We start from the raw sequence: 23,378 nt of genomic DNA, 5'->3' as shown, positions 1-23,378 counted from the left end.
GATGTGGCATTATGGTGGCTCCATTTCAAGTTGTTACAGATGTGACCGATTGTCCATCTCCCGATATATTGTCTGTTAGCGCGAGCGCGGATGTTATGTTCGCTGCAGCTTTCGGAAAAGGCATTTTCCGTAAAAGCCCTGATGATATATGGTCTGAAGCAGATCAAGGGCTGCCTGACGGAATCATTGTAAACCGATTACAGTTCATAGATAGGTCGGTCTACCTCTGCACGAATCAAGGTTTGTTCTTCTATGACGCGAATTGTTGGTACCCGACCGAAATTACAATTCCTTGCTACCAAGTCGTCAAACAAGGCGTGTTCTTCGCTGCAGCAACGGAGTACGGGATATGGTGCAAAATCGGAACACATTGGAAAAATATCGCTTATCCGAACATGCCTGTATACGATCTGCTACTTACTCCTCAGTATTACTTCCTCGGTTCGAATCAGGGAATATCCCTTTATGACCGTTATACGGATTCCGGGGCTGAATTCCCTCTCGGAACTGCAGTTACAAGTTTAGCGGTGGTTCACGGCCGATTGGTTGGCGTAAGTATGGATGGAAAGCTGGTACAAGGAAATCAAAAGGGTGGATTCACTGTAAGCGGCTTCGAGGGGTTAAGCCTGTATGCCTTGAAATCAACCGAAACTGGCGTGTACGCTTGTTCGAGCCGCGGACTGTACCGACTTCAGCTGCTGGGATCAAGGGTAATCATGCGATCTATGCTAACTGGTTATCCGGTAACCGATATGTGCTATACCGGGGATTGCATGTATATCTCTACTTTAAATTGGGGGCTAAAGAAGGTTGTTCTCTGAGAAGACAAGGCAGCTGGCCCATACGGTCAGCTGCTTTTCTTTATTCATTTTAAGATGGACACCTATCGGATAATGAATTATATTGAAATCACTAATTATGGAAGCGGTTACTCAGCAATATTTGAAAATAAATATCCGCTACTTTTGGCGGGTTTTTATTTTGGATTCTCAAGTATTATAAAAGGATGTGCTGAAACTGTTCACAAAAGATGAGCTATTATCTCAAGTAGTATCATTCGTAGAGACAATCGGCTTAACTGAAGTCATGCCTGTTGTTCTGAGTGATGGTGGTAACCTCATTATTCATCTAGCTCCACATCCAGTCGTAGCACGAATTTCAACTTTTGGATCGATCCAAGTCAGAGATCATGCATATACGATACTGAATCGTGAATTACATGTAGCGAACTACCTCCGAAGCTATGGTGTTCCCGTGTTATCACCTGCTGAGAGATTAGGTACTACTCCCTACAACGTTAACGGAACATGGTTGACTTTGTGGAACTATGAGCCTTGGACAGAATTGCAAGCGCTCTCACCCAGTGAAAGTGTTCAACTGGTGAGCTTATTGTCAGGTGCGATGAGGCATTATCCTGGTGAGCTCCCTGTACTTGGTGTTTGGGAACGATCCTGCCAATCCGCCTTGAGACTAGCGAAACAATCCGACCTGAGAATCAGAAGCTTGCTTCATGACTTTCAAGAAACGAATGAACAGATCCGTTCCCAAGAAATGTTTCTTGTTCCGTGTCACGGTGACGCTCACAAGGGAAATCTATTACCAAGCCCGAGCGGCTGGAAATGGATGGATTTTGAAGATGTTTCTCTGATGCCAATTCACTGGGACATGGCTTCCTACGTTGGTAATCTCGTATTGTTTGGCGGTCTTCAGGAACCTACTTTCAGGTTTATGTTAGAACAGTTAGAACAAACGGCTATTTCAATTAATGCGGAGTCATTTACATTTACAGTGTCGGCACGAATACTGATGTCAACGCTTGGCAATCTGGATTACGCGTTAGAAGGGCACGGCGATTTACCATTTGCTACTCGCCAGCTTGAGCTTGCAGAGGGAATTCTGAGTGAGCTTAAGCGTTTGAAGTAACCGTATGCATCAACATTTTCAGATGGGATTGGTGAGTTGAATGTTCAACGTATGTCCAGCTTGTGGTGAATATCGTATAGATAAAAGCATTCAGCAAACCGATGGAGGTACCTACGCAATCTGTCCTGCATGCGAGCATCCGCATCCTTTTCTTCAATTGCCGCTATTTATCGTGACGGGAGCGAGCGGGGCGGGGAAATCCTCTTTAGTATTGCAGCTATCGAGTATAACGAAAGACTTCGTGGTGATGGAAACGGACATTCTGTGGGACAACCGTTACAATGAACCGGATACGAATTATCGCGATTACCGGGAAATGTGGCTGCGGATGGCTAAGAACATTACGCAAGCAGGGAAGCCTGTTGTATTATGCGGCTCAACGACACCGGAGCAGCTAGAGGATTGCGTAGAGAGGCGCTATTTTGGCGAAATCCATTATATCGCACTGGTTTGTGAGAGCGGCTTGCTTGAGGAAAGACTGCGAAGTCGTCCTGCATGGAGGGGCAGCAGCAGTGATGATTTTATAAAAGGGATGGTCGGCTTCAATCAGTGGTTTATCGAGCAGGGTCCAATAAACTCGCCTCGAATAGTTGCTCTCGATACTAGCCATGACTCGCCTCAAGATACTGCACGCAAGGTTTATGAGTTGATCTGTGAATTATCCTCTCGATCGGACGTGATCAAATGAGTATCCCGAGCTTTGATTTATTTATGATGTGTTCATCGTTAATTCCATCTGCAATCCAAGAAGTACCGCAAGGATTTCACGTTAGAACCTGCAGGAAAGATGAGCTGGATGTCTGGAAAACGATCCATTTTGATGATCCCGAAACCGCGAGAAACTATGGTGAGTTCATGACGAATTATTTTCATGATGTGTATGCGCAGGAAGGGGAATTGTTTTTCGACAAGTGCTTGTTCATATGTAATGACGAAGATGCGCCTGTTGGAACATGCTTCATATGGAAAGCGTATGGTCAAATCAATACGCTTCATTGGCTAAAGGTGCTGAAGTCGTCCGAAGGCAAAGGGTTAGGTAGGGCGTTAATTTCTGAAGTCATGAAGGAACTTGGAGAGGAAGACTACCCTGTTTACCTCCATACGCATCCGTCCAGCTATCGTGCAATTAAGCTATACTCGGACTTCGGTTTCGCTTTATTGTCAGACCCCGTAATAGGTAGCAGGAAGAACGACCTGGAGGAGTCTCTCCCTATCTTGCAAGACCATATGCCTGCTGAAGATTATAAGAATCTGCAAATCTGCCAGGCGCCGGAGGAATTCTTGGAAGCGGTACGCTCGTCAGCAATTAATCAGTTTTGAAGTTGACTCTGGGCACTAGGAGTGAACCAATGTCTGTCCAATCAGATAAGTCGAGAAAAGCGATGATCACTACCCTTGCCAATGAAATCGTCTCCTTAAGTTTGAGCCACCCGACAAGGGTTGCAGTTGACGGGCGATCTGCTGCAGGTAAGACAACCTTATCTGATGAATTGGCTAAAGCAATCCGTGAGCTTAATCGCGGGGTTCTTCGGGCTTCCATCGACGACTTCCATTATCCAGGGCATAAATATCGTTCGCAGCGAGGCGAGTGGACACCGCGTTCATATTATGTTCACGGATACGACTATCGCTCGTTTGTCGATCTCGTCTTACAGCCGCTTGGTCCTGCTGGCAGCCGGAGATGCCGCACGGATCTTTGGGATTCGTTCCATGACAAGGAAGTGCCTGAGCAATGGCATCAGGTGAGTGAAAGTGATGTGGCCATTATAGATGGTATTTTTCTTCTCCACCCGATGCTTGCAAATCACTGGGATTACATCATATGGCTTGATATTGATAACGAAACGATGGTTACTCGAGCTGTACAAAGAGATGTGGCATGGGTTGGCTCGACTCAGGTCGTTGAAGAGAGATACCGCCGATTCTGGGTACCGACGCACGAGCTCTATGAACAACTTACCTTAGCGCCTTCTCGTGCTGATGTCATTGTCGATAATCGTGTACTCTCGGAGCCAAGGCTAGAGCGTAATAGAACAAGTAACCAGTAAAAGAATATCGTAAAAATAAAGAAGCTGCCAACGGATTGGCAGCTTCATTATTTTTACATCGCGGTAAGGTTATGTTCGTGAAGGCGTATCCACCAGTTTTCGTAGCTTTGCTTCGGTCTTCGTGTCTGCGGCTGGGGTGTACACGCTGCAGCGGAGGTCGTCTTCACCTTGGACTTGAAGTGAGGTCAGCTGAAACAGCATTTTGCCAGCAGCCGCATGGCGGAACTCGATCAGCATATCTGGTGAGAGACTGACGCGGCTCTGCTCCCAGAGGGAATCGAAGTTGGGATAGGACTCCCTCATTTCTGAGAGGAAGCTGCTATACCACTCATCCTCCACGTATCTTCCGTAGTAGGCTCGGAAGATCGCTAGGAAATCCAAGGCGAAATGCTCCCAATTAACCGCTAGCCTACGGAAATCTTTACGCTCGAATAATAGTCGGATCAGGTTGCGGTCTTCCGCAAGTAACGTATTGAAATCAATAAATACGCGCGATGCGGCCTCGTTCCAGCCGACAATTCGAAATCTCCGATCCGTAACGATCGTCGGGCAGTAACGGAGTTCTTGCAAGATGCGCTGCAGGGATGGATTAATCTCAAGCGTCCGCTCGATTCCCGGAGCCGGCGCACTCGTGGACTCCATCGCTAGCGAGAATAGGTACTTCCGTTCGTCTGATGTTAAACGGAGAGCTGAAGCTACACAGTCCAGCACAGAAGCAGAAACTTGAATATCGCGGCCTTGTTCAAGCCACGTGTACCATGTAGTGCTCACGCCTGCGAGCTGCGCGACTTCCTCACGACGTAGCCCCGGCGTCCGCCGACGAGTGCCGGTGGGAAGGCCGACCGTCTGAGGCATCAGCTGCTCGCGGCGCTTTTTAAGAAATTCGGAAAGAGCTTGCAGTCTGGCTTGGCGATTCATGATTCGGATCGCTCCTCATTTAAGGCGTGGGATAGTCTGGTAGTCTTTATACTAGGATAAATGCTAACTTGTAATAGGATAAATTCTAGCGCAATATAGGACTGTAAGCAAGAACGGCGCGAATAGTGAATGGTTAGAAGGAGGAATTAATATGGAACGGGTAGTCATTACAGGCATGGGGATTATTTCACCGCTCGGCAACGAAACGGCTTTGTTCTGGGAGAGGTTGAAGAGAGGCGATTCCGGTATCACCGCGATTGATACGATAGATGCGAGCCGGTTGAAGTCACGCATTGCCGGTCTTGTACGCGATTTCGACAGTGAAGCGAGATTCGGGCGTAAGGAAGCGAGAAGAATGGATCGCTTCGTTCAGTTCGCGATGGCGGCGGCCGAGCAAGCTTGGACGGACGCTGGGTTGAATGCCGAATCAATCGACCATGAACGACTGGGCGTATATGTCGGATCGGGGATCGGTGGACTGAATACGCTGCTCGAACAAGATGGTGTTCTGCGAGAGCGAGGTCCAGACAGAGTTAGTCCGACGCTCGTGCCGATGCTGATCTCGAATATGGCCTCTGCAATGATCAGCATTCACTACGGCGCGCTCGGGCCATCGATGTCGCCCGTAACCGCTTGTTCGATAGGAAACACCGCGATCGGCGAAGCGTTCCGGCTCATTCGATCTGGAGGCGCCGACGTCATATTCGCCGGGGGGTCGGAAGCTGCGATAACGGAGCTGTCGCTCGCCAGCTTCGGCAACGCGACTTCGCTATCGACCAACAACGAGAATCCCTCTGACGCGAGCCGTCCATTCGATCGCGGACGCGACGGCTTCATCATTGCCGAAGGTGCGGGCATTGTGATTCTGGAATCATTATCCCATGCGCTTGCAAGAGGCGCTGCGATACATGGAGAAGTGATCGGTTACGGAGCCAGCTCGGACGCTTATCATATCGTCGCTACACATCCGGAAGGCACAGGCGCTTACCTTGCGATGAAAGCGGCGCTGCGAGACGCGGGATTGACGCCGCATGACGTGGACGTCATCAGCGCTCACGCGACAAGCACCCATGTAGGCGATATTTCCGAGACGCGGGCGATTAAACGGCTGTTCGGTGAGCACGCTTACCGCGTACCGGTTACAGCAAACAAATCGATGACCGGGCATATGCTAGGCGCGGCAGGTGGAGCCGAAGCAATCGCGCTCACGAATTCGCTTCGAGAAGGCATCATTCCGCCGACGATCAATCAAGAAGAAAGCGATCCGGACTGCGATTTGGATTACGTGGCGAATACCGCGCGCGAAGCGGATCTTCGGATCGGAATGTCCAACTCTTTCGGATTCGGCGGACATAATGCCGTCATCGTGCTTCGACGCTATGACGACGAGAAAATAAGATAAACATTTGTAAGAGAAGACTAATCACTTCATGTATAAAAGTCGCTTAAAAAGCGGCTTTTTTGTTTGGAAAGAATCGGTGTTCATTTTCAGCTCCAAGGTATGTGCGGCAGAAAATGTGGGCATGAACGAGGTAGGAAAATGTTTGAAAGGCGGAATATTGCAATGAACAAGGTTTGGTGGAAAGACGCGGTAGCATATCAAATTTATCCGCGCAGCTTTATGGACAGTAACGGGGACGGCATTGGCGACCTGCAAGGCATCATCTCGAAACTTGATTATTTGAAGGATCTTGGCGTCGATGTGCTGTGGGTGTGCCCGTTCTTCAAATCTCCGAATGACGATAATGGCTATGATATCTCTGATTATCAGGACATTATGGAAGAATTCGGTACGATGGACGATTTCGACCGGCTATTGAAGGAGACGCATGCGCGAGGCATGAAGCTGATCCTCGATCTGGTCATCAATCATACGAGTGACGAACATCCATGGTTTATTGAATCCCGTGCATCCAAGGACAGTCCGAAGCGAGACTGGTACATATGGCGGGACGGTAAGAACGGCCATGAACCGAACAACTGGGAAAGCATATTCAGCGGATCGGCATGGCAATTTGACGAGAAGACGGAGCAGTACTACTTGCATATTTTCTCAGTGAGGCAGCCGGATTTGAATTGGGAAAACCATGAAGTGCGCGATGCGCTCTACGATACAGTCAACTGGTGGCTCGACAAAGGCATTGATGGCTTCCGCGTCGATGCGATCAGCCATATTAAGAAAATTCCAGGGCTAACGGATATGCCGAATCCAGATGAGCTCGACTTCGTCCCTTCGTTCGAAGGCCATATGAATCGCGAAGGAATTCAGACGTATCTATTGGAGTTGAAAGAGCGGACGTTCGACAAATACGACATTATGACAGTCGGGGAAGCGAACGGCGTGAGCATCGAACAGGCGGATGATTGGGTAGGCGAGCAGAACGGAAAGTTCGATATGATCTTTCAGTTCGAGCATCTGGGATTATGGGATATCGGTCTAAACAACGGCGTTGACGTGCTTGCTCTTAAGGAGACGTTGTCCAAATGGCAGAAGGGACTTGAAAACCGTGGTTGGAACGCTTTGTTCTTCGAAAATCACGATCAGCCCCGCTCGGTATCCACATGGGGCAATGACGCCGAGTACTGGGAGCAAAGTGCTAAAATGCTCGGAGCCTGCTACTTTTTCATGCAAGGCACGCCATATATCTATCAAGGCCAGGAGCTTGGCATGACGAACGTGAAATTCGAATCCATCGACGATTACAACGATGTCGGCATGATTAACTATTACCGCATCGAAACGGGGAAAGGGCGTCCGCATGAGGATGTGATGGAGGTTGTCTGGAAACGAGGCCGTGATAATTCTAGAACTCCGATGCAATGGTCGGATGCACCGAATGCGGGCTTCTCGACAGGTAAGCCGTGGATGGGTGTTAACCCTAACTACACCGAGATCAATGTGGAACGAGAGCAGGAAGATCCAAACTCCGTGCTGAATTTCTATAAAGATATGATTCGCTTGCGCAAGGAATATCCGCAATTCGTATACGGCACGTATGAATTGCTGCTCGAGGACGATAAGCAGATATTCGCATATACGCGCAGCGGTGACAGCGGCAAGGCACTTGTTATTTGCAACTTCTCAGCTGAAAGCGCGGAGCTGAAGCTTCCGGCGGAAACAGCAACTGGCAAGCCTCTTCTGATGCTACATAACTATCCGGTCGAAGATACAGGAGCGCTTCGGGATGGCACGTTGAAGCCTTACGAGGCGCGTGTGTATGTGATGTAATTGAGCAATAGCGTTAAGATATGGCGGATAGAGTTTTGCGGAAGCTATGTTGCAGAGTTAGCTGAGAGTATAGAACAACTTAATCCATTATTGATTTACGTAGAACAGAACGATCTAGATCATTCTTTCAGAAAAGCAATGCGCGGGAACGACCAAAGACTGAGTAAGAGGTCAACCAGTTAAGACTGGCTGACCTCTTTGTTGTGATTATTTAAGCTTATCAGGTGAGAATTCAGAAAAATTATTTACAACCGAACATATATTCGCTATTCTATTTTTGGATAAGAATCCCACCTCTAGTTGAAGACTCATGTGGGATTAAGATTTGAAGGAGTTGCTCCTATATGACAGCCGATTTACAAATTAAGAAGTTATGTAATGAATTGCAGCTTGGTGAATTAATAGGTATTCCTGTAGCAATACCCGGTGGGCTTCTGCACAGCATGTATAGGGTTGAAACTCATCAAGGGACGTTTGCAATTAAAGCATTAAACCCTCAAATCATGATTAGACCTACAGCAATGATTAATTTTGTCCATTCAGAACAAATTGCGAATATTGCAGCTAATCATGTTCCTGCTCTTCCAGCTAAGCAATTTAATGGAGCTTCCGTGCAAGAAGTAGAGAATCAATACTTCCTAGTATTTGATTGGATAGAAGGCAGAAGTCTGAAGCCTGATGAAATTAGTACAACTCATTGCGAGATAATGGGAGAAATTGTTGGAGGAATCCATCAGTCTGATTTTTCAGAGCTAATTATTCCTGTACATGTATCAATTAGTACTTATGTGACGGATTGGAGTCAATATTTGAAGCAAGGACAAGACAATAATTCTGTGTGGGTTGATCTGCTTCGTGACAATATGGATCAGCTTTACGAATGGCATATTCAAGCAAATCATGCAGCAGAAATGCTTATATCCAATATGGTCATAAGCCACGGGGATTTGGATTCTAAAAATGTGATGTGGAATCAAGATCGCCCAATCATTATTGATTGGGAAGCATCCGGCTATATAAATCCGATGCAAAACGTAGTTGAAACGGCTGTTTACTGGTCTGAAGATAAAGCCGGGGACATTGATAAAGAAAGATTTATAGCTTTTATTCGCAGTTATAAAGTGAGATGCGGAACACTTCATGCTAACTGGAAAGCGGTCTTAGATAATGGCTTCCTCGGCAAAATAGGATGGCTAGAATATAACTTGAAACGGTCCTTGTGGATCGAATGCACGAACGAGAAAGAACAGCAGTTGGGAACGGAGCAAGTTTTACTCACAATTAATGCCATTAAGAGTTATGCAGATCAGATCTCAGAATTAGAACAATGGCTAAATGATGAGATTTAAAGACGAATAATTAAGAGACTGCTGCCATGAGTGATCAGCAGTCTTATTCATATCCATAAAGTGATAGATAATCTCTTCATCTGGCATCTAATAGTTATCCGGGGTAGGAGGAGTATGATGCTACATGTTGAGATGAACGAGATAACCGCAACATCGCGATTGGCTACGGCTGAGAACACGGCCAAGAAGGATGCGGTTCGCGTGCTTGTTGAACGTGCGCGTGAAGGAGACCAAGAAGCGTTCAGCGAGTTGGTTCGCGCTCATCGGGCACAGGCCTATGGGTGGGCGAATACCATTGCGAGGGATGTTCATTTGGCTGACGATATCGTTCAGGATGCTCTCATTCGTGCCTTTCTGCACATTGGCACTTTGGCGGATACCGGGCGATTCTTGCCTTGGCTCCAGACGATCATCCGCAATCAAGCCTATATGAAGCTGCGCCGAGGCGGGCCATTCGGTAAAGAACAGCCTTTCACCAGTTTCGCAACGCAAAGCGGGTATTCAGTAGATGATTTCTCTGGAGATACCGATTCCATGGACTGGGGAGATATTGATCGGATCCTGTTCCAGATGTCCCGATCCGCTGTTCAAGAGGCGCATCGAAGCGGAGATCATGCCAGAGGCATGGTTAGAATGGAATTAATGGAGCAGCTGCGATCGCTGCTGCACTGCCTTAGCAAACGTGAGCGTCAGATCTTCGAAGCTCATTTCTTCGGTGAACTGCCACCGGGAGAAATTGCACAACTGTACGATACGACGACTGCTAACGTTTACAATCTTCTGTCTCGCTCCCGTGCGAAGGTGCAGAAAGAACGGATTCGGGTCGCCATTAAGCTTTATGTCAAGGTACGTGAGGATACGGGGCAGAAGCGGGTTAACATTTTGCGTAGTCCACAAATTTGATTTGAAGGAGATGCACTATGAACGAAGTAAACAGCACGATTCAAAAAGATTGGACAAAGTCGTGGACGAGCGCCGCATCCGCGATCCATGGAGCCATTGCCTATACGGAAAAGGAGCACTATTCATTAGTTGATGTAATGGGCATTACAGGCCATGCATTCCGAATCAATATTGATCCCGATCATATTGATGTGGCTGGCCCCACAATGTTTCCAGGCGGTTATCTCGTTAGGCGGAATCTGTGTAACCTGGGGTATATTAGCAGTCTCTCCGATACTGTGAAGCCATTCACGCCGGAGAAGGTTGAGAAGGTACTCGCTCTTATCCAGCAATCTATCGATAAGGGATTTCCGGTTATCAGTTTTGACCTCTTCATACCGGAATTCGGGCTCATTTATGGATACGACGACGAACAGCAGGTATTTCACGCTAAGGATGTCTCACAAGAAGGTACGATTTCGTATACCGATTTCGTGGAAAAGCGTAATATGCTCTGGGTGACGGCCATTAGTGAAAGTCTACCGCACTCCAAATACGAAACGCTGCGTATGGCGCTCGATATGATCGTGGATCATGCGCGGGGACGGGAATGGCAGCACATTTTCGAAGGCAAATATCAGATTGGGCTTGCTGGGTACGATGCCTGGATTGCCTGCATGGAACGTAGAGGTGCGGACCCTTTCGGTAACGCTTACAATATTGCGGTAGTAAGCGACGCCCGCGAATATGCTGCGCAATTTCTGAGTGAGCTAGTGATTCGCTGGAACGGTGAAAATGTAGTTGAGCGTACGGTGCGGAAATTCGCAGCAGAGGCGGCGGCGCATTATTCAAAAACCGCTGCAGCTCTGGCACAAATGCGAGAGATGTTCCCTTTCCCTCAGGGCGGTCAACCAGATGAGCCGGAGGTAGCTGAGCGATCGGTACAACTGCTGCGGGCAGCTAAGGAATCCGAAATGTTAGGAGTAGAAGTCTTAGAACGATTGCTCGATTTTATGAAGGGATATTGGTCGGAAGCGTGGGTCAACTAATACTGTTTATGTGAAGGGAGGCGTTAATTACAATGAATATTGTACCGCGGTTAGTTGAGTGTCCAGAGCGTAAGATTGTTGGCATAGGTAATATTGGTGAAGCTGCCAATCCTGGGGATTGCTGGCCTGTTTTGTTAAAGAGGATCGAGGAAGTGAATGACAGAGTAAATCAACTTGAAACAATTGGATTGATAAAACGAGATGAACTTGGCTATATGGCCGGCGTTGAAATTAACCTAGTAGGTGAAATACCTGAAGGAATGTATGCATTTACAATTCCCGCTGGCCAATATGCTGCAGCTGTACATCGGGGGCCCATAAGCAGAATTAATGATACTTTCGAAGCACTCATGAGCTGGCTCGGGTCAAACCATTATGAGCAATTCGACGTTGTCTGCTTCGAAGTATACGATGATAGATATAAAGGTGAAGAGAATGATAGCGAATTCGATGTGTTTGTTCAGATAAAATCGGCTGTGCGAGAATCCATTGTGATTGATCTGGTTGAAGTAGCACCATTCAAGGCATTGGCAGTAAGAACGGGAATGACACCGGACAAGAGCGGGACCCGTGTAGCCTGGAACAAGCTTACAGCGCAGATCCCACTGGAAGATGCGCGACTGTCTGAAGGGTCGTCAGCCTATGTGTTCATTCCGCAAGAGCAGTGGAGTAAAGAAGTCGAAACACTGTGGGTTGGATTGGCCGTTCGTGAATTTGGGGATGTGCCGGATGGAATCGATACATTGGAAGTAAGCGGAGGGCTGTGCGTGAGCGCCAGAGTATCTGGGGATGAAGCCCATATGTGGCGTGTCTATGATGCCATGTTCGGTTGGCTCGAGCAGTCGTCTGAGTATGAAATTGATACGCGTGAAGGTGTTCTCGGGATGGAGACAGTTCCGCTTGAACCACTGAACGCACTTACGATTCCTTATTCGGAAATCGAGACATTTGCATTTACAATGCTTTATCCAATTCGCAAGAAAGCTGTAGGATGACAACACATATAGGACTAAGAAGCCGCTAATTGCGGCTTTTTCTACTTCATAATTCAGCTACGGGCAGTTTCCATACTTTAATGGTAGAATATTCGTATTCGTAACAAGTTGATGAGCGATGTAAGGAAATGAAATGAGATGTGTTTGGAGGTGCAAAATGTCAGTCATTTTCCTATCTATTGATTTGCAGAACGACTTCGCAACAGAAGGCGGTGCCCATTACAGCCCACGGCCTTGTGTACCATTTATTAGAGACACCCTATTCCCGTTTGTTCGCGAGCGCGGTTATAAGGTTGTTGAGATTATATCAGACTATCGTGATACCGAGCCTGATAAGGGTACATCAGTGTGTATACCAGGTACGTGGGGATATGAATCTCTCGTCCCTACCGACATTAAACACCAGTCCGTATGGGTCAAGTCAGAACCGTCGCCAGTATGGATTCGTGAAGGAGCCGGAGAGGTGAGTGATCTGCCAGGTATCCCTTATCCCTCTCCGAATGGCTTTGACAGGTGGTTGTCCGAAACGATCGGACCACCGAGCTCCGAGCATGAAATTGTCTTAATCGGACTGGTATTCGAAATCTGCGTTCTGAGCACTCTCCAGGAACTGCATCATCGCGGCTATCGCGCCAAGGTTCTGTTTGAAGCTGTGGACACTTACACGGGTAATGCGGATCAGAAGAAGGGGCTTTTCGAGACGCTCTTCCCGTTCTGGGGTTCGCCTCTTTATTGGGACGAGTGGGTAAATACGAACCATTTCGAAATTGTACCACTGGTCTGACGCTGTTGAATTCTATACAGCAAAAGGATTTTCGAAGGCTAAACTTGAAGTTGAAAGTATTACCATGATTAAAAATTTGTCTTAAGCATCGATACATGAGCCCTCTTAAACAGCAACACTCTTTTATCCCATTGGAATATAATGTTAGAAAAAAAGATGGGAGAGAGGAGCATGAATGGAGAACCACCCAAACCTCAGTCTTGGTGGCAGACGCTGCCGGGTATATTGACAGCAATGGCTGGCATTATTACGGCTGTGACCGGTTTGACCATCGCACTAACTCAAGCGGGTGTCTTCTCTATTGGTGAAAAACATGTCTCTTCCTCTACAGAGACGAAGACGATAACCTCGCCTGTTGAGACATCCGAACCTACAACAGTTGGCAATTCAAACCAAGTAGGTGAGTTGGAGCAGAAATTGCATGGCGTCAACATTGAGCTTGGCCCAACAGCTGTAGATGCAAAAAAAGTCCGTGGATATCTCGCAGGCACGAACAAAGCTTACCGACTGCTTGCAGCCAGTTGCCTTCAAATTTTGGACAATCAACGTTTGAAAGAAGTAGGCTATCTGGATGTAATAGACGATCAATATACAAGGTTGGTCGGCGAGTTGAATTACGCTTCCGCGGATGGTAAATTGAATGTGGAGAAATTGAAGGAAGCGATGGTAAATGCACAAAATGAGATCCATGGTGCCGAGGCGACGACTTACGATCAAATCGTTGAGTCTCATTAAAAGTTGTTCGATGACAAGCATTAGAAGCCGCAAATTGGCATATCAGCAAAAAAAAAAAATAATTGGAACTACTTTGCCCTATCCACGTACTACCGTTGTTGGTACAATTAAGCTCAATGATGGCAGGCAAAGAGAGGATAACCTTACAACATGATGGATTCTGAGCAGGATCACTGGCGCAAAGAGATTGCAGCCTACGAAAAACCGAGATTAAAGAACAGTATTTGGCAGATCGTGAATACGATTGGGCCTGTCCTGCTGCTGTGGCTTGCCGCCTATTGGAGCTTATCTGTTTCGATTTGGCTGACTTTAGCACTATCCGTCGTCACCGGAGGATTTCTGGTACGGACGTTTATTATTTTCCATGACTGCTGTCACAAATCGTTTTTCAAGAACCGCAGAGCTAATGATATTGTTGGTACCATTACTGGAATTATGACGTATGTGCCATACCTTCAATGGAAGCATAGTCATACCGTACATCATGCGACTTGTGGCAATCTCGAACGGAGAGGGACAGGCGATATCTGGACGATGACGGTTGACGAATATTTAAATGCTACACCTTTACGCAAACTAGTGTACCGGTTGTATCGCAGTCCCTTCATCATGTTTACGATCGGGCCCGTGTATATCTTCCTGATTGACTACCGCTTTAACCGGAAGCGCGCTAACACGAAAGAACGCTACAATACCTATTTGACCAATGCAGGTATCGCCGCTGTTGCCGGACTGCTTTGCTGGGCAATAGGCTGGCAGTCGTTTATCCTTATTCAGGGAACGGTATTCTTCGTTTCAAGTGTGGCTGGGATTTGGCTGTTTTATGTACAGCATCAATTCGAGGACTCTTATTATGAGATGAACGATAAATGGGATTATGTACAAGCTGCGATGCAAGGCAGCTCCTACTATAAATTACCTCGTGTCCTGCGTTGGATATCTGGCAACATCGGGTTTCATCATATTCACCATTTGAGCCCAAGAATTCCAAACTATAACTTGGGAACTGTTCATCATTCCAATCCGCGTATGCGGCAAGTACAAGAAATTACGCTGCTCTCCAGTCTTGCTTCACTAAATTTCAGACTTTGGGATGAGGCAAGTAGAAAATTCATTGGATTTCGGGCATTGAAGCGGATACAGAATGCAGCAAATTAATCCGCTGTAATGCTTTGTAAATTGTACGATCCCCAGGCAACCGACCTCAAGAATCGGTTGCCTTTTGATGTTAATAGCGCAATGTATATTCATTAAATCAACTTTTTTTGATTAGATGTTGATCTGAAGATGATTGTGTGGTAAGTTTTTCTCAAGCTTTTATATCAAAAAAATTTGATTATTATCTTCAGAATCACTGATGCTACAACAAATGCAAAGAAGAAGGCGAAGGTGATCGAGATTGAAAAGAACAATTCCAATCAATGAACAAACAACTCAACCGATTTCATTTGAAAAATACGAACAAAAATTCAAGGCTTTAGCTGATGAAAAAAGACTTCAGATTCTGTATGAGTTGTGCCAACGCGGCAATACTTGCGTCTGTGATTTAACTGAAGTAATGGAGATGCCACAATCCAAGCTGTCGTATCACCTTAAGTTACTGTTAGATGCTGGCCTTATTACGAAAGAGACAAGAGGGACTTGGAGCTATTACGAGCTCAATCCTAACGAGATAAACGCCCTTCTTTCTGAGCAGCTCTGCTGCATTTTTAGACCGGCGGACAATAATTCAAGCTGCTGCTAAGTAAAATGGAGGGACTAATGGCATTTGTAGCCTTACTAATTTTTCTTGTTACCTTACTGTTTGTTATTTGGCAACCGAAAGGAATTAATATCGGATGGTCCGCGAGCGGTGGAGCTATCCTTGCTTTGATTTTTGGAGTCGTTGATATAGCAGATGTCGGAACGGTTACCGGTATCGTTTGGAATGCAACGCTAGCATTTGTCGCCATCATTCTGATCTCACTCCTATTAGATGAGATTGGATTCTTTGAATGGGCGGCGCTGCATATGGCACGTCTTGCCAAAGGCAACGGTAAGCTGATGTTCGTATACGTAATTCTTCTTGGCGCGGCCGTAGCTGCTTTCTTCGCAAATGATGGTGCTGCGCTCATTCTGACGCCTATTGTTCTCTCCATGGTGCGCGCACTTAAATTCGATCAAAGGATGATATTGCCGTTCATCATGGCGAGTGGTTTTATTGCAGATACGACTTCATTGCCACTTGTGGTCAGTAATCTCGTTAACATTGTGTCTGCCGATTATTTTGGTATCGGATTTGTCCAATACGCTAGCCGGATGATTGTACCGAACCTATTTTCTCTGTTGGCGAGCCTCCTTGTCTTGGTCCTGTTTTTCCGAAAGAGCATTCCTGCCAATTACGATCTCAATCAGCTCAAAAGACCGGTCGATGCCATTAAAGATAAGAAAATGTTTCGACTTTCTTGGGTGATCTTGGCTGTACTGCTCGTAGCGTACCTTGTTAGTCAGTTCATTCACGTTCCTGTTTCAGTACTAGCAGGAGGTGTTGCAATTTGGTTTATTCTCTCCGCAAGGCGCAGTCCTGCGATTCATACCTGGAAACTCGTTAAAGGCGCACCTTGGGCAGTCGTCATCTTCTCACTTGGAATGTATGTTGTCGTTTATGGACTTCGAAACGTCGGGCTGACAGATACCCTTGGAGATGTTATGCAAGCGATCGCTAATCAAGGTTTGTTTGTTTCTACGGTCGCTACAGGGCTTTTAGCAGCGATATTATCATCCGTTATGAACAACATGCCGACTGTTATGATTGATGCGCTTGCCATAAAAGGGACATCCACGCAAGGTGTTATTCGTGAGTCTCTGGTGTATGCCAATATAATCGGTTGTGATTTAGGACCAAAAATCACGCCTATCGGTTCACTGGCAACGCTCTTGTGGCTGCATGTATTATCCCGTAAAGACGTGAAGATTACATGGGGCGGGTATTTCAGAATCGGTATCATGCTGACTGTTCCAACACTATTTCTCACGTTAACAGGATTGTATTTCTGGCTTTACTTGATTAATTCCACAGGCATTTCAAGATAAGGGAGAGTACTAATAATGAACAATAAGAAAAACAAGCCACTCGTTTACTTTCTCTGTACCGGAAATTCTTGTAGAAGTCAGATTGCTGACGGTTTCCTTAGAGCACTTAGCAATGATAAATTCGAAGTGAAAAGCGCTGGACTGGAAGCCCACGGATTAAATCCCCGTGCGGTACATATTATGACGGAAGCAGGTATCGATATTTCAACTCACACATCGGATGTTATTGATCCAGAAATCTTGAAACAAGCGGACTACATAATAACCCTATGCGGACACGCAAACGATAAATGTCCAATTATCAGCAATGACAAAGCTGAGCGATGGCATTGGGGCTTTGATGATCCAGCAAAAGCAACCGGTTCTGAAGAAGACATCAATAAAAAGTTTCGCGAGGTACGCGATTCGATTAGAAACCGAATCGAGCGATTTGTTGCAGAAGGGAAATAAAACCATCAAACAAATTACGAATCGCAAATGAAACGCAATCATTAAGTAAAAGAGTCTCTTTGAGTCGTAGGGATGGACCAGGTTGAAACTGGGCGTCATCCCGATGAATTCGATGAGGCTTTTCTTTTTTTAATTGAACACTTAATAATCAGAGAGTGATGACACTCGGTAAATCAATAAAATTAATTTCGTACTTAATTTTATTGATTATAACCGTTTACAAATTGAATATGTTGAAATATACTTTAAGAAAAGGAAAGGAGTCGGGTATGAAATATCCCATCATCACACAGTGCCCTGTATGCTACAATTCGCTGTACGCCGTCAAGTTGGAATGCGGACATTGCAGGACGCGAATTGAGAACACATTTGAATTATCAACACTAGCTCAACTTTCGCCCGAACAGCTCCAATTTGCGATCACCTTTCTAGTGAACAGAGGCAATATCAAGGAAGTGGAGAAAGAGCTCGGCATTTCTTACCCGACGGTGCGCGGCAAGCTCAATGACATCATTACGGCCCTCGGGTACGATACGCGGAAGAAGTCGGAAGTCGATGAGAAGAAGGTCATTTCCATGTTGGAGAATGGCGAGATTACTGCGGACGAAGCGGTCAAAATGTTGAAGCATGAATAAGGAGGATGAAACGATGAAAGAAGAAATCGGCAAAGTGCTATCTATGATGCAAGAAGGTAAAATTGATTCAGTCCAGGCTTCAGAATTGATTAACGCGCTAAAGGAGAAGCAACCCGTTCAAGCCGTACAGGTGCTGGCAAGACCCGACTATTCGAGAAGATTGTCATCGACATCCGGCGGTTATTTATCTAAGACGTTGAAAATACGAATTACATCCCAAGATAATGATAATGTCAATATCAATGTGCCCATCAAACTGGTGAAAGCCGTACTTGGAGCAGGGCACAGCATCGCGTCCAATATTCCGCAGGCAGCGCAGTATGTGAAGGATATCGATATCAACCTGCTGATCGATGCAATCGAGAACGAGCTTGATGGACAAATCATTGACATCCGCACTGGTGACAATGATACCATCACCGTAGTGATTGAGTGATAGCTCATGATAATGGTGAAAGTTAAGAGTAAGGAGCACGCTTTTACAATTCCTGTCCCTTATACCGTATTACGATTGGGGAGTGGAATACTGACTTCCAAATTAGTCCATCGCAGAATGAAAGATTGGCTGAGCAATAAGAAGGGGATTGAACTGGTGCTGTCAATTCTCGATAAACGTAGCACGAAGCAATCGATTAAGAAGCTCATCAAGGAGCTGCAACGTTGCAAAGGAACGGTGCTGGTCGATGTCCGGGCTCAGGATGGCACGGAAGTGTTGATTAGATTGTAAGTCGTATGAAGTCCGCGTAAATCGCGGACTTTTTCTAATTTAGGCGATGACAACGATTAACGGATTCATTAGTAACTATACATTAGGTTAGCTGCTGACAAATTTTTCACTTCTTTCTAAACATTAGCGAACAGCCTATAATGAGAGACATCAATCCAAGTCCAATCGACGAAAGTGAGGCGGTATGCAAGGTGGAAAAAAGGCAGTATGGCAGAACCGACATGAACGTGAGCATTCTAGGCTTCGGTGGCGCGGAGATCGGCTTCGAAGGTATCAGCGCTGAACAGGCGGACAAGCTGCTCGGCAGCGCGCTCGATGCGGGGCTGAACGTCATCGACACGGCGGAATGTTACGCGACGAGCGAGGAACTGATCGGCAAGACGATTGCGAAGCGGCGTGGGGATTATTATTTATTCACCAAATGCGGCCACGCGTCCGGGTTCAACCAGCAGGACTGGGATCCGGCCATGCTGGAGGCCAGCATCGACCGTAGTTTGAGACGATTGCAAACGGACTACGTCGATATCGTGCATCTGCACGGCTGTTCCGAGGAACTGCTGCGCCAGGGCGACGTCATCGATGTGCTGAAACGGGCGAAAGAGAAAGGCAAGACGCGTTACATCGGTTACAGCGGAGACCATAAAGCCGCACTCTACGCCGTGCAATGCGGTGCTTTCGACTCACTCGAGACATCGGTTAACATTGCCGACCAGGAAGCGATAACTCTGACGATTCCGGAAGCTCAGCGGCGAGGCATCGGCGTCGTCGCGAAACGGCCGATCGCGAACGCGGCTTGGAAGACGGGCAAGAAGCCGGAATCCGGGTACCATCACACATACTGGAATCGGCTGCAGGAGCTCGGCTACGACTTCCTGCAAGAAGACCTGAGCGAATCAATTGGTACGGCGCTCCGCTTCACTCTCTCCGTACCAGGTGTGAATGCCGCAATCGTCGGCACGACAAAGCCGGACCGCTGGACGGAGAATGCACGGCTGCTGGCACAGGGCTTGCTGCCTGTGGAACAATACGAAGCGATTCGTGAACAGTGGAAGGCGAAGGCGTTGGCCGATTGGATCGGTCAAGGCTAAGATACCAGATATGGCTGCCGAGAAGGTGGGCCCGGACTATACGCTCCGTTTATGAACAGCCGTTATACGGCTGACGAGAGTAAGACCGTTTATTTTACCCTGTCGCTGTGGAACCCGTACAATGTGTTCTGGTTTAAGGCGAATTTGCAGAAATGAATAAAAAACAGGCTGCCGATTATAAATTCGGCAGCCTGTTCAGCTATTAGGCGGTTTTTCTGTGTTCCTAAGTGTTCTGTTCCTGAGTGTTCTGTTCCTAAGTGTTCTGTTCCTGAGTGTTCCTGTTCCTGAGTGTTACGTATTCGCTTTGGCAGCGTAGACGTTGATGTGGTCAATATGCGCGACTTTACCTTTAGCAGCTTTGCTTGGGCCGACGAATTTCAGTTCGTATGCTTTGGCAGGACTGTATACGTAAATTTTGTCTGTCCCTGTGAAGCGAACTTCTTTGGGCATGCCTAGTGTTTGGATGACGGAAGCGAAGGTCAGTGACTTGACGCCAACTGACTGATCAATGGACTGCCCGAAATTGCGCAAATCATAGATGACACCGGACTTGTTGATGCCGAAGCCGTAAGCGCCTTGTCCCATACCGAAATTGTACATTTCGTAATGGTTACCTTTCAGGTCGCCGCCAACTTCCGGACCGCCCCATTTGTAATGAACGGCTGAGATCGGCGTTTTTCCAGCGATGGCGTTTAATCCGGGAATTTTCCCAACACTTGCAAGCTTGTAGATGGTCTTAATATAAGTGCTGCCCTTCTGCGCGCTAAGGCCGGCATCGGCTGTTGCCGCGTGGACATTCAAATCGGAGATAGCTGCTGTGGAGCTTACCGCAATCAATGCGGCCAGGGCAATCTTATTGACTAATTTCAAGGAGTATTTGGATTTGTTCTTCATAAAACAATCACCTCTTCAAGTTTTGTGGAGACTAGGGACGGTTAACTTACAACCTTATAGTAACTAACCTTGTCTCAGAAGGGGTGACAGAACGGTAACGAAATAGTTACAACAAGGTAACAAGCCTCCACTCGCGTAGCGCTTGCTTATAGTGGTCGCCGTACCGCGTCGCGAATACTTCCGATCATCCATAAAATCAAAGGGATGACAATGTACACGAAAGGGTAGAAGCAACAAATGAGGTAGAAGTTTTTAGCGAAACGACGAATGGGGAAGCGATCATGACTACGGACGTCGGTCAGAATCAAATGTGGGCCGCTCAATTTTATCAATTTAAGCACCCGCGTTCGCTCATTACCTCTGGAGGACTCGGAACAATGGGCTTTGGATTTCCGTCTGCAATAGGGGCACAAGTAGGTAACCCCGGCCGACTCGTGGTGTCCGTAAATGGAGATGGTGGGTTCCAAATGTGCGCTCAAGAGCTTGCCATCTGTGCGATTCATAACATTCCCGTGAAGATTGTCATTCTCAACAATCAAGTTCTGGGCATGATACGGCAATGGCAAGAACTTATATACGATGATCGCTTTAGTCATATGGACCTCTCCGGAAGCCCTGATTTCGTAAAGTTGGCTGAAGCATATGGCGTTACTGGTCTCAGGGCAACAAACAAAGACGAAGCCCGCACGGCGTGGAAAGAAGCGATGGACAACCCTGGACCTGTACTCATTGATTTTGTAATCAACCAAGAAGAGAATGTTTACCCAATGGTTACCCCTGGCTCGACGATTGATGACGTGATTATGGGAGATGAGAAGTGAAGCTCCAAGCGTATGATGAAATCGTAAACAAAGTAACGAAGAGCGTAATGCGGAAGTCCTTCTATCACTTCACGAGAGTCCGAAACTTGCCTTCGATCGCGAATGTCGATGCTCTGTATTCAAGTATCGAGGCTGATCCTGCATTAGCAAATGAAAGTCGAAGCAGCCGTAAAGAGATTCAATTGCATGGAAAAACTTTCGTTGCGAATGCTCATCTGCGTATTGTAGATCAAGTGATGGATGCGAATACGACTCAGCGACAATTTCAACAGCATCTTGATCAGCATGTGTTTTTTTGGCCGACCAGAAGGAGTTGCCTCAAAATGCTGGAAATGTATTCAAAAAGAGAACCTCATGAGGGCTTTGCCGTGTTTCAACTTGATGCGCAATCGTTGCTCCGTGACTGCTTTGAACAAGTCAAATTGTCTAAGTACGATTCCGGAAGCTCGCCTCGGTATCCAGCTCGTGTTTCCTATAAGAAAAGCCTGCAAATGTTTTTACCACTCATGCGATTCGAGTCTGTACAGGAAAGTTACTTGCCTTCAAAACCGTCCGAAATACTTGAGGTGCTTGTTGAAGGAAAAGTAACAAACTTGTCCCGTTACTTAGAGGCGATTTATTGCAAGCATGACGAGGATATTCCTGAAATATGGAGGCATTACGCCCGGTCATTACAACAATTCATAGATTGAACAGAAGCCAAAAGTGGGATAGTAAGTAAGTGGCACCGTGCAGAGAGGGCGGATCTAGATGGAGTTACGTCAGTTAGAATACTTTATCGCAACATGCGAAGAACTACATTTCACAAGAGCATCCGTCAGGCTGGGTATTACCCAGCCTTCTTTAAGTCATCAAATAAAAGCGCTAGAAGACGAGCTTGGCGTCCCCTTATTCGACCGTATCGGGAAGAAAATCGCGATAACCGAGGCCGGGATGATCCTGTATAGGCAGAGTAAATTGGCATTTGGCAATTTGGCGAGTGCCAAGGAGCAAATTGGTGAGCTACAGCAAATTGAGCGCGGCACATTATCGATTGGTGCGCTTCCAGGCGAGCTGAACCGATTGGTCTCATCGTTGCTGCTTCATTTTCATCGCGATTATCCAAAGGTTCGCATTAAAATCTTTGGTGTCGAGAATATCGTAGATCGTGTCTTGAATAACGAATTGGATGTAGCCGTTACGATTCTTCCGATCGAGGATGAGAGGATTCATACGATTCCGCTCTATGAGGAGAAGTTCTATTTTGTTGCAACAATGCAGCATCCCTATGCAGGTCGCAGCTCTATCGATTTTGAGGAAATTATGAATGTGCCTATCGTTATGTTTCCTGAAACCCACCGCTGCCGACAGTTAGTCGATATGACTTGTTCTAGGGCCGGTTTCAAGTTCCAGCCTCTGATCGAAACGACAACGATCGATTCGTTATTTGGACTCGTTCGTTCAGGTGCAGGCGGGACCGTATTGTCAAAAACATTATTTGAAATGTACAACTATGAAGATTTGCTTCCGATTCCGATTCAAAATCCAACACTGTGCCGAGAAGTGGGTATCGTTTATCACCGGGATAAATACATGGGAAAAGCAACACAAGGATTTATTAATCTGTTGACCGCACATATAAAAACACTAAAGCAAGATACGCAGATGGAGGGCTGTGATCGCTTAACTTAATCATAGTTTTTATCTATCATTTTCATAGAAACAACGATATTGATCAATGATTAGATATTTCTTAGAATAAGGCATCGGAATAATTCCGAACTGAAAGAGGGAGGGATC

25 protein-coding genes and 1 pseudogene are annotated in these 23,378 nt (G+C 46.5%); 24 read left to right on the top strand and 2 right to left on the bottom strand.

From position 1 onward, the window contains the following. Positions 1–11 precede the first annotated feature (11 nt). The 5 genes from BMY11_RS14410 (at position 12) to BMY11_RS14390 (ending at position 3,971) form a co-directional block, all read left to right on the top strand. Positions 12–821: a hypothetical protein gene (locus tag BMY11_RS14410; protein ID WP_090577174.1), complete on the top strand. Its 810-nt coding sequence runs from the start codon at positions 12–14 to the stop codon at positions 819–821. A gap of 187 nt (positions 822–1,008) precedes the next feature. Then, on the top strand, positions 1,009–1,923 hold the full coding sequence (locus tag BMY11_RS14405) for a phosphotransferase family protein (protein ID WP_256217482.1): 915 nt from the start codon (positions 1,009–1,011) through the stop codon (positions 1,921–1,923). Positions 1,924–1,963: 40 nt separating this feature from the next. After that, positions 1,964–2,611 carry a P-loop nucleotide/nucleoside kinase family protein gene (locus BMY11_RS14400; protein ID WP_090577171.1) on the top strand — a complete coding sequence of 216 codons (648 nt, stop codon included), beginning with the start codon at positions 1,964–1,966 and terminating at the stop codon, positions 2,609–2,611. After that, positions 2,608–3,243 carry a GNAT family N-acetyltransferase gene (locus tag BMY11_RS14395; protein ID WP_090577167.1) on the top strand — a complete coding sequence of 212 codons (636 nt, stop codon included), beginning with the start codon at positions 2,608–2,610 and terminating at the stop codon, positions 3,241–3,243. The genes BMY11_RS14400 and BMY11_RS14395 overlap by 4 nt, the downstream gene beginning before the upstream one ends. A gap of 29 nt (positions 3,244–3,272) precedes the next feature. Beyond that, positions 3,273–3,971 (top strand): nucleoside/nucleotide kinase family protein, encoded by a 699-nt coding sequence (locus BMY11_RS14390; RefSeq protein WP_090577163.1) that lies wholly within the window; start codon positions 3,273–3,275, stop codon positions 3,969–3,971. Positions 3,972–4,040: 69 nt separating this feature from the next. On the opposite strand, the gene BMY11_RS14385 is transcribed toward BMY11_RS14390, so the two are convergent. Beyond that, on the bottom strand, positions 4,041–4,889 hold the full coding sequence (locus BMY11_RS14385; protein WP_090577160.1) for a helix-turn-helix transcriptional regulator: 849 nt from the start codon (positions 4,887–4,889) through the stop codon (positions 4,041–4,043). Between the two features lie 151 nt (positions 4,890–5,040). Here BMY11_RS14385 and fabF point away from each other — a divergent pair, with 151 nt between their 5' ends. The 16 genes from fabF to BMY11_RS14300 all read left to right on the top strand — a co-directional run bounded on the left by fabF (position 5,041) and on the right by BMY11_RS14300 (position 19,884). Further along, positions 5,041–6,291: a beta-ketoacyl-ACP synthase II gene (gene fabF, locus BMY11_RS14380; RefSeq protein WP_090577157.1), complete on the top strand. Its 1,251-nt coding sequence runs from the start codon at positions 5,041–5,043 to the stop codon at positions 6,289–6,291. 162 nt (positions 6,292–6,453) lie between these two features. Next, the gene (locus tag BMY11_RS14375; protein WP_090577833.1) at positions 6,454–8,118 is read left to right on the top strand and encodes a glycoside hydrolase family 13 protein; all 1,665 of its coding nucleotides are present in this window, start codon (positions 6,454–6,456) and stop codon (positions 8,116–8,118) included. Positions 8,119–8,462: 344 nt separating this feature from the next. Next, positions 8,463–9,467, top strand: a complete 1,005-nt coding sequence (locus tag BMY11_RS14365; RefSeq protein ID WP_090577152.1) for a phosphotransferase — start codon at positions 8,463–8,465, stop codon at positions 9,465–9,467. A gap of 114 nt (positions 9,468–9,581) precedes the next feature. Continuing rightward, entirely contained in the window at positions 9,582–10,370 is a 789-nt protein-coding gene (locus BMY11_RS14360) for an RNA polymerase sigma factor (protein WP_090577149.1), read from the top strand. A 17-nt stretch (positions 10,371–10,387) separates the two neighbouring features. Beyond that, positions 10,388–11,398: a hypothetical protein gene (locus BMY11_RS14355; RefSeq protein ID WP_090577147.1), complete on the top strand. Its 1,011-nt coding sequence runs from the start codon at positions 10,388–10,390 to the stop codon at positions 11,396–11,398. Between the two features lie 32 nt (positions 11,399–11,430). Further along, entirely contained in the window at positions 11,431–12,393 is a 963-nt protein-coding gene (locus tag BMY11_RS14350) for a GyrI-like domain-containing protein (protein ID WP_090577144.1), read from the top strand. A gap of 157 nt (positions 12,394–12,550) precedes the next feature. Continuing rightward, positions 12,551–13,177 carry a cysteine hydrolase family protein gene (locus tag BMY11_RS14345; protein ID WP_177182644.1) on the top strand — a complete coding sequence of 209 codons (627 nt, stop codon included), beginning with the start codon at positions 12,551–12,553 and terminating at the stop codon, positions 13,175–13,177. Positions 13,178–13,348: 171 nt separating this feature from the next. After that, a complete protein-coding gene (locus BMY11_RS14340) occupies positions 13,349–13,912 on the top strand; it encodes a hypothetical protein (protein WP_090577138.1) in 564 nt (187 codons plus the stop codon). A gap of 150 nt (positions 13,913–14,062) precedes the next feature. Then, positions 14,063–15,070 (top strand): Delta(5) desaturase DesA, encoded by a 1,008-nt coding sequence (locus BMY11_RS14335; protein WP_090577136.1) that lies wholly within the window; start codon positions 14,063–14,065, stop codon positions 15,068–15,070. A gap of 241 nt (positions 15,071–15,311) precedes the next feature. Beyond that, entirely contained in the window at positions 15,312–15,656 is a 345-nt protein-coding gene (locus BMY11_RS14330) for an ArsR/SmtB family transcription factor (protein ID WP_305728894.1), read from the top strand. A gap of 17 nt (positions 15,657–15,673) precedes the next feature. After that, positions 15,674–16,984, top strand: coding sequence for an arsenic transporter (locus BMY11_RS14325; protein WP_090577131.1), 1,311 nt, complete (start codon positions 15,674–15,676; stop codon positions 16,982–16,984). Between the two features lie 15 nt (positions 16,985–16,999). Continuing rightward, a complete protein-coding gene (gene arsC, locus BMY11_RS14320) occupies positions 17,000–17,434 on the top strand; it encodes an arsenate reductase (thioredoxin) (protein WP_090577128.1) in 435 nt (144 codons plus the stop codon). 269 nt (positions 17,435–17,703) lie between these two features. After that, on the top strand, positions 17,704–18,069 hold the full coding sequence (locus tag BMY11_RS14315) for a DUF2089 domain-containing protein (RefSeq protein WP_090577125.1): 366 nt from the start codon (positions 17,704–17,706) through the stop codon (positions 18,067–18,069). A gap of 13 nt (positions 18,070–18,082) precedes the next feature. Further along, on the top strand, positions 18,083–18,505 hold the full coding sequence (locus BMY11_RS14310; RefSeq protein WP_090577122.1) for a hypothetical protein: 423 nt from the start codon (positions 18,083–18,085) through the stop codon (positions 18,503–18,505). A 6-nt stretch (positions 18,506–18,511) separates the two neighbouring features. Then, positions 18,512–18,796, top strand: a complete 285-nt coding sequence (locus BMY11_RS14305) for a hypothetical protein (RefSeq protein WP_090577119.1) — start codon at positions 18,512–18,514, stop codon at positions 18,794–18,796. A 191-nt stretch (positions 18,797–18,987) separates the two neighbouring features. Then, positions 18,988–19,884: an aldo/keto reductase gene (locus BMY11_RS14300; RefSeq protein ID WP_090577116.1), complete on the top strand. Its 897-nt coding sequence runs from the start codon at positions 18,988–18,990 to the stop codon at positions 19,882–19,884. A gap of 291 nt (positions 19,885–20,175) precedes the next feature. Here the strand turns inward: BMY11_RS14300 and BMY11_RS14295 are convergent, their stop codons facing one another. Next, positions 20,176–20,778, bottom strand: a complete 603-nt coding sequence (locus BMY11_RS14295; RefSeq protein ID WP_090577113.1) for a YjgB family protein — start codon at positions 20,776–20,778, stop codon at positions 20,176–20,178. Positions 20,779–21,038: 260 nt separating this feature from the next. On the opposite strand from BMY11_RS14295, the pseudogene BMY11_RS14290 reads away from it, so the two are divergent. The 3 genes and pseudogenes from BMY11_RS14290 to BMY11_RS14280 all read left to right on the top strand — a co-directional run. Then, positions 21,039–21,599, top strand: a pseudogene (locus BMY11_RS14290) (thiamine pyrophosphate-dependent enzyme); the annotation flags it as partial. Then, positions 21,596–22,291 (top strand): DUF7002 family protein, encoded by a 696-nt coding sequence (locus BMY11_RS14285; protein WP_090577107.1) that lies wholly within the window; start codon positions 21,596–21,598, stop codon positions 22,289–22,291. The pseudogene BMY11_RS14290 and the gene BMY11_RS14285, both read left to right, overlap by 4 nt. Before the next feature lie 58 nt (positions 22,292–22,349). Beyond that, positions 22,350–23,270 (top strand): LysR family transcriptional regulator, encoded by a 921-nt coding sequence (locus BMY11_RS14280; RefSeq protein WP_090577104.1) that lies wholly within the window; start codon positions 22,350–22,352, stop codon positions 23,268–23,270. Positions 23,271–23,378 lie beyond the last annotated feature (108 nt).

Origin of the sequence: Paenibacillus sp. OV219, assembly GCF_900110075.1 — a bacterium.
In the GTDB taxonomy this organism is placed as follows: Bacteria; Bacillota; Bacilli; order Paenibacillales; family Paenibacillaceae; genus Paenibacillus_Z.
Note: the sequence above shows the minus strand (reverse complement) of the source record. Positions and strands in the feature narration are given on the sequence as shown.

What these genes read in the sequence shown, in the direction of transcription:
- BMY11_RS14410 (WP_090577174.1), top strand. Translation starts at nt 12, where the DNA reads ATGGTGGCTCCATTTCAAGTTGTTACAGATGTGACCGATTGTCCATCT.
- BMY11_RS14400 (WP_090577171.1), top strand. Translation starts at nt 1,964, where the DNA reads ATGTTCAACGTATGTCCAGCTTGTGGTGAATATCGTATAGATAAAAGC.
- BMY11_RS14395 (WP_090577167.1), top strand. Translation starts at nt 2,608, where the DNA reads ATGAGTATCCCGAGCTTTGATTTATTTATGATGTGTTCATCGTTAATT.
- BMY11_RS14390 (WP_090577163.1), top strand. Translation starts at nt 3,273, where the DNA reads ATGTCTGTCCAATCAGATAAGTCGAGAAAAGCGATGATCACTACCCTT.
- BMY11_RS14385 (WP_090577160.1), bottom strand. Translation starts at nt 4,889, where the DNA reads ATGAATCGCCAAGCCAGACTGCAAGCTCTTTCCGAATTTCTTAAAAAG.
- fabF (WP_090577157.1), top strand. Translation starts at nt 5,041, where the DNA reads ATGGAACGGGTAGTCATTACAGGCATGGGGATTATTTCACCGCTCGGC.
- BMY11_RS14375 (WP_090577833.1), top strand. Translation starts at nt 6,454, where the DNA reads ATGAACAAGGTTTGGTGGAAAGACGCGGTAGCATATCAAATTTATCCG.
- BMY11_RS14365 (WP_090577152.1), top strand. Translation starts at nt 8,463, where the DNA reads ATGACAGCCGATTTACAAATTAAGAAGTTATGTAATGAATTGCAGCTT.
- BMY11_RS14360 (WP_090577149.1), top strand. Translation starts at nt 9,582, where the DNA reads ATGATGCTACATGTTGAGATGAACGAGATAACCGCAACATCGCGATTG.
- BMY11_RS14355 (WP_090577147.1), top strand. Translation starts at nt 10,388, where the DNA reads ATGAACGAAGTAAACAGCACGATTCAAAAAGATTGGACAAAGTCGTGG.
- BMY11_RS14350 (WP_090577144.1), top strand. Translation starts at nt 11,431, where the DNA reads ATGAATATTGTACCGCGGTTAGTTGAGTGTCCAGAGCGTAAGATTGTT.
- BMY11_RS14345 (WP_177182644.1), top strand. Translation starts at nt 12,551, where the DNA reads ATGTCAGTCATTTTCCTATCTATTGATTTGCAGAACGACTTCGCAACA.
- BMY11_RS14340 (WP_090577138.1), top strand. Translation starts at nt 13,349, where the DNA reads ATGAATGGAGAACCACCCAAACCTCAGTCTTGGTGGCAGACGCTGCCG.
- BMY11_RS14335 (WP_090577136.1), top strand. Translation starts at nt 14,063, where the DNA reads ATGATGGATTCTGAGCAGGATCACTGGCGCAAAGAGATTGCAGCCTAC.
- BMY11_RS14325 (WP_090577131.1), top strand. Translation starts at nt 15,674, where the DNA reads ATGGCATTTGTAGCCTTACTAATTTTTCTTGTTACCTTACTGTTTGTT.
- arsC (WP_090577128.1), top strand. Translation starts at nt 17,000, where the DNA reads ATGAACAATAAGAAAAACAAGCCACTCGTTTACTTTCTCTGTACCGGA.
- BMY11_RS14315 (WP_090577125.1), top strand. Translation starts at nt 17,704, where the DNA reads ATGAAATATCCCATCATCACACAGTGCCCTGTATGCTACAATTCGCTG.
- BMY11_RS14310 (WP_090577122.1), top strand. Translation starts at nt 18,083, where the DNA reads ATGAAAGAAGAAATCGGCAAAGTGCTATCTATGATGCAAGAAGGTAAA.
- BMY11_RS14305 (WP_090577119.1), top strand. Translation starts at nt 18,512, where the DNA reads ATGATAATGGTGAAAGTTAAGAGTAAGGAGCACGCTTTTACAATTCCT.
- BMY11_RS14295 (WP_090577113.1), bottom strand. Translation starts at nt 20,778, where the DNA reads ATGAAGAACAAATCCAAATACTCCTTGAAATTAGTCAATAAGATTGCC.
- BMY11_RS14280 (WP_090577104.1), top strand. Translation starts at nt 22,350, where the DNA reads ATGGAGTTACGTCAGTTAGAATACTTTATCGCAACATGCGAAGAACTA.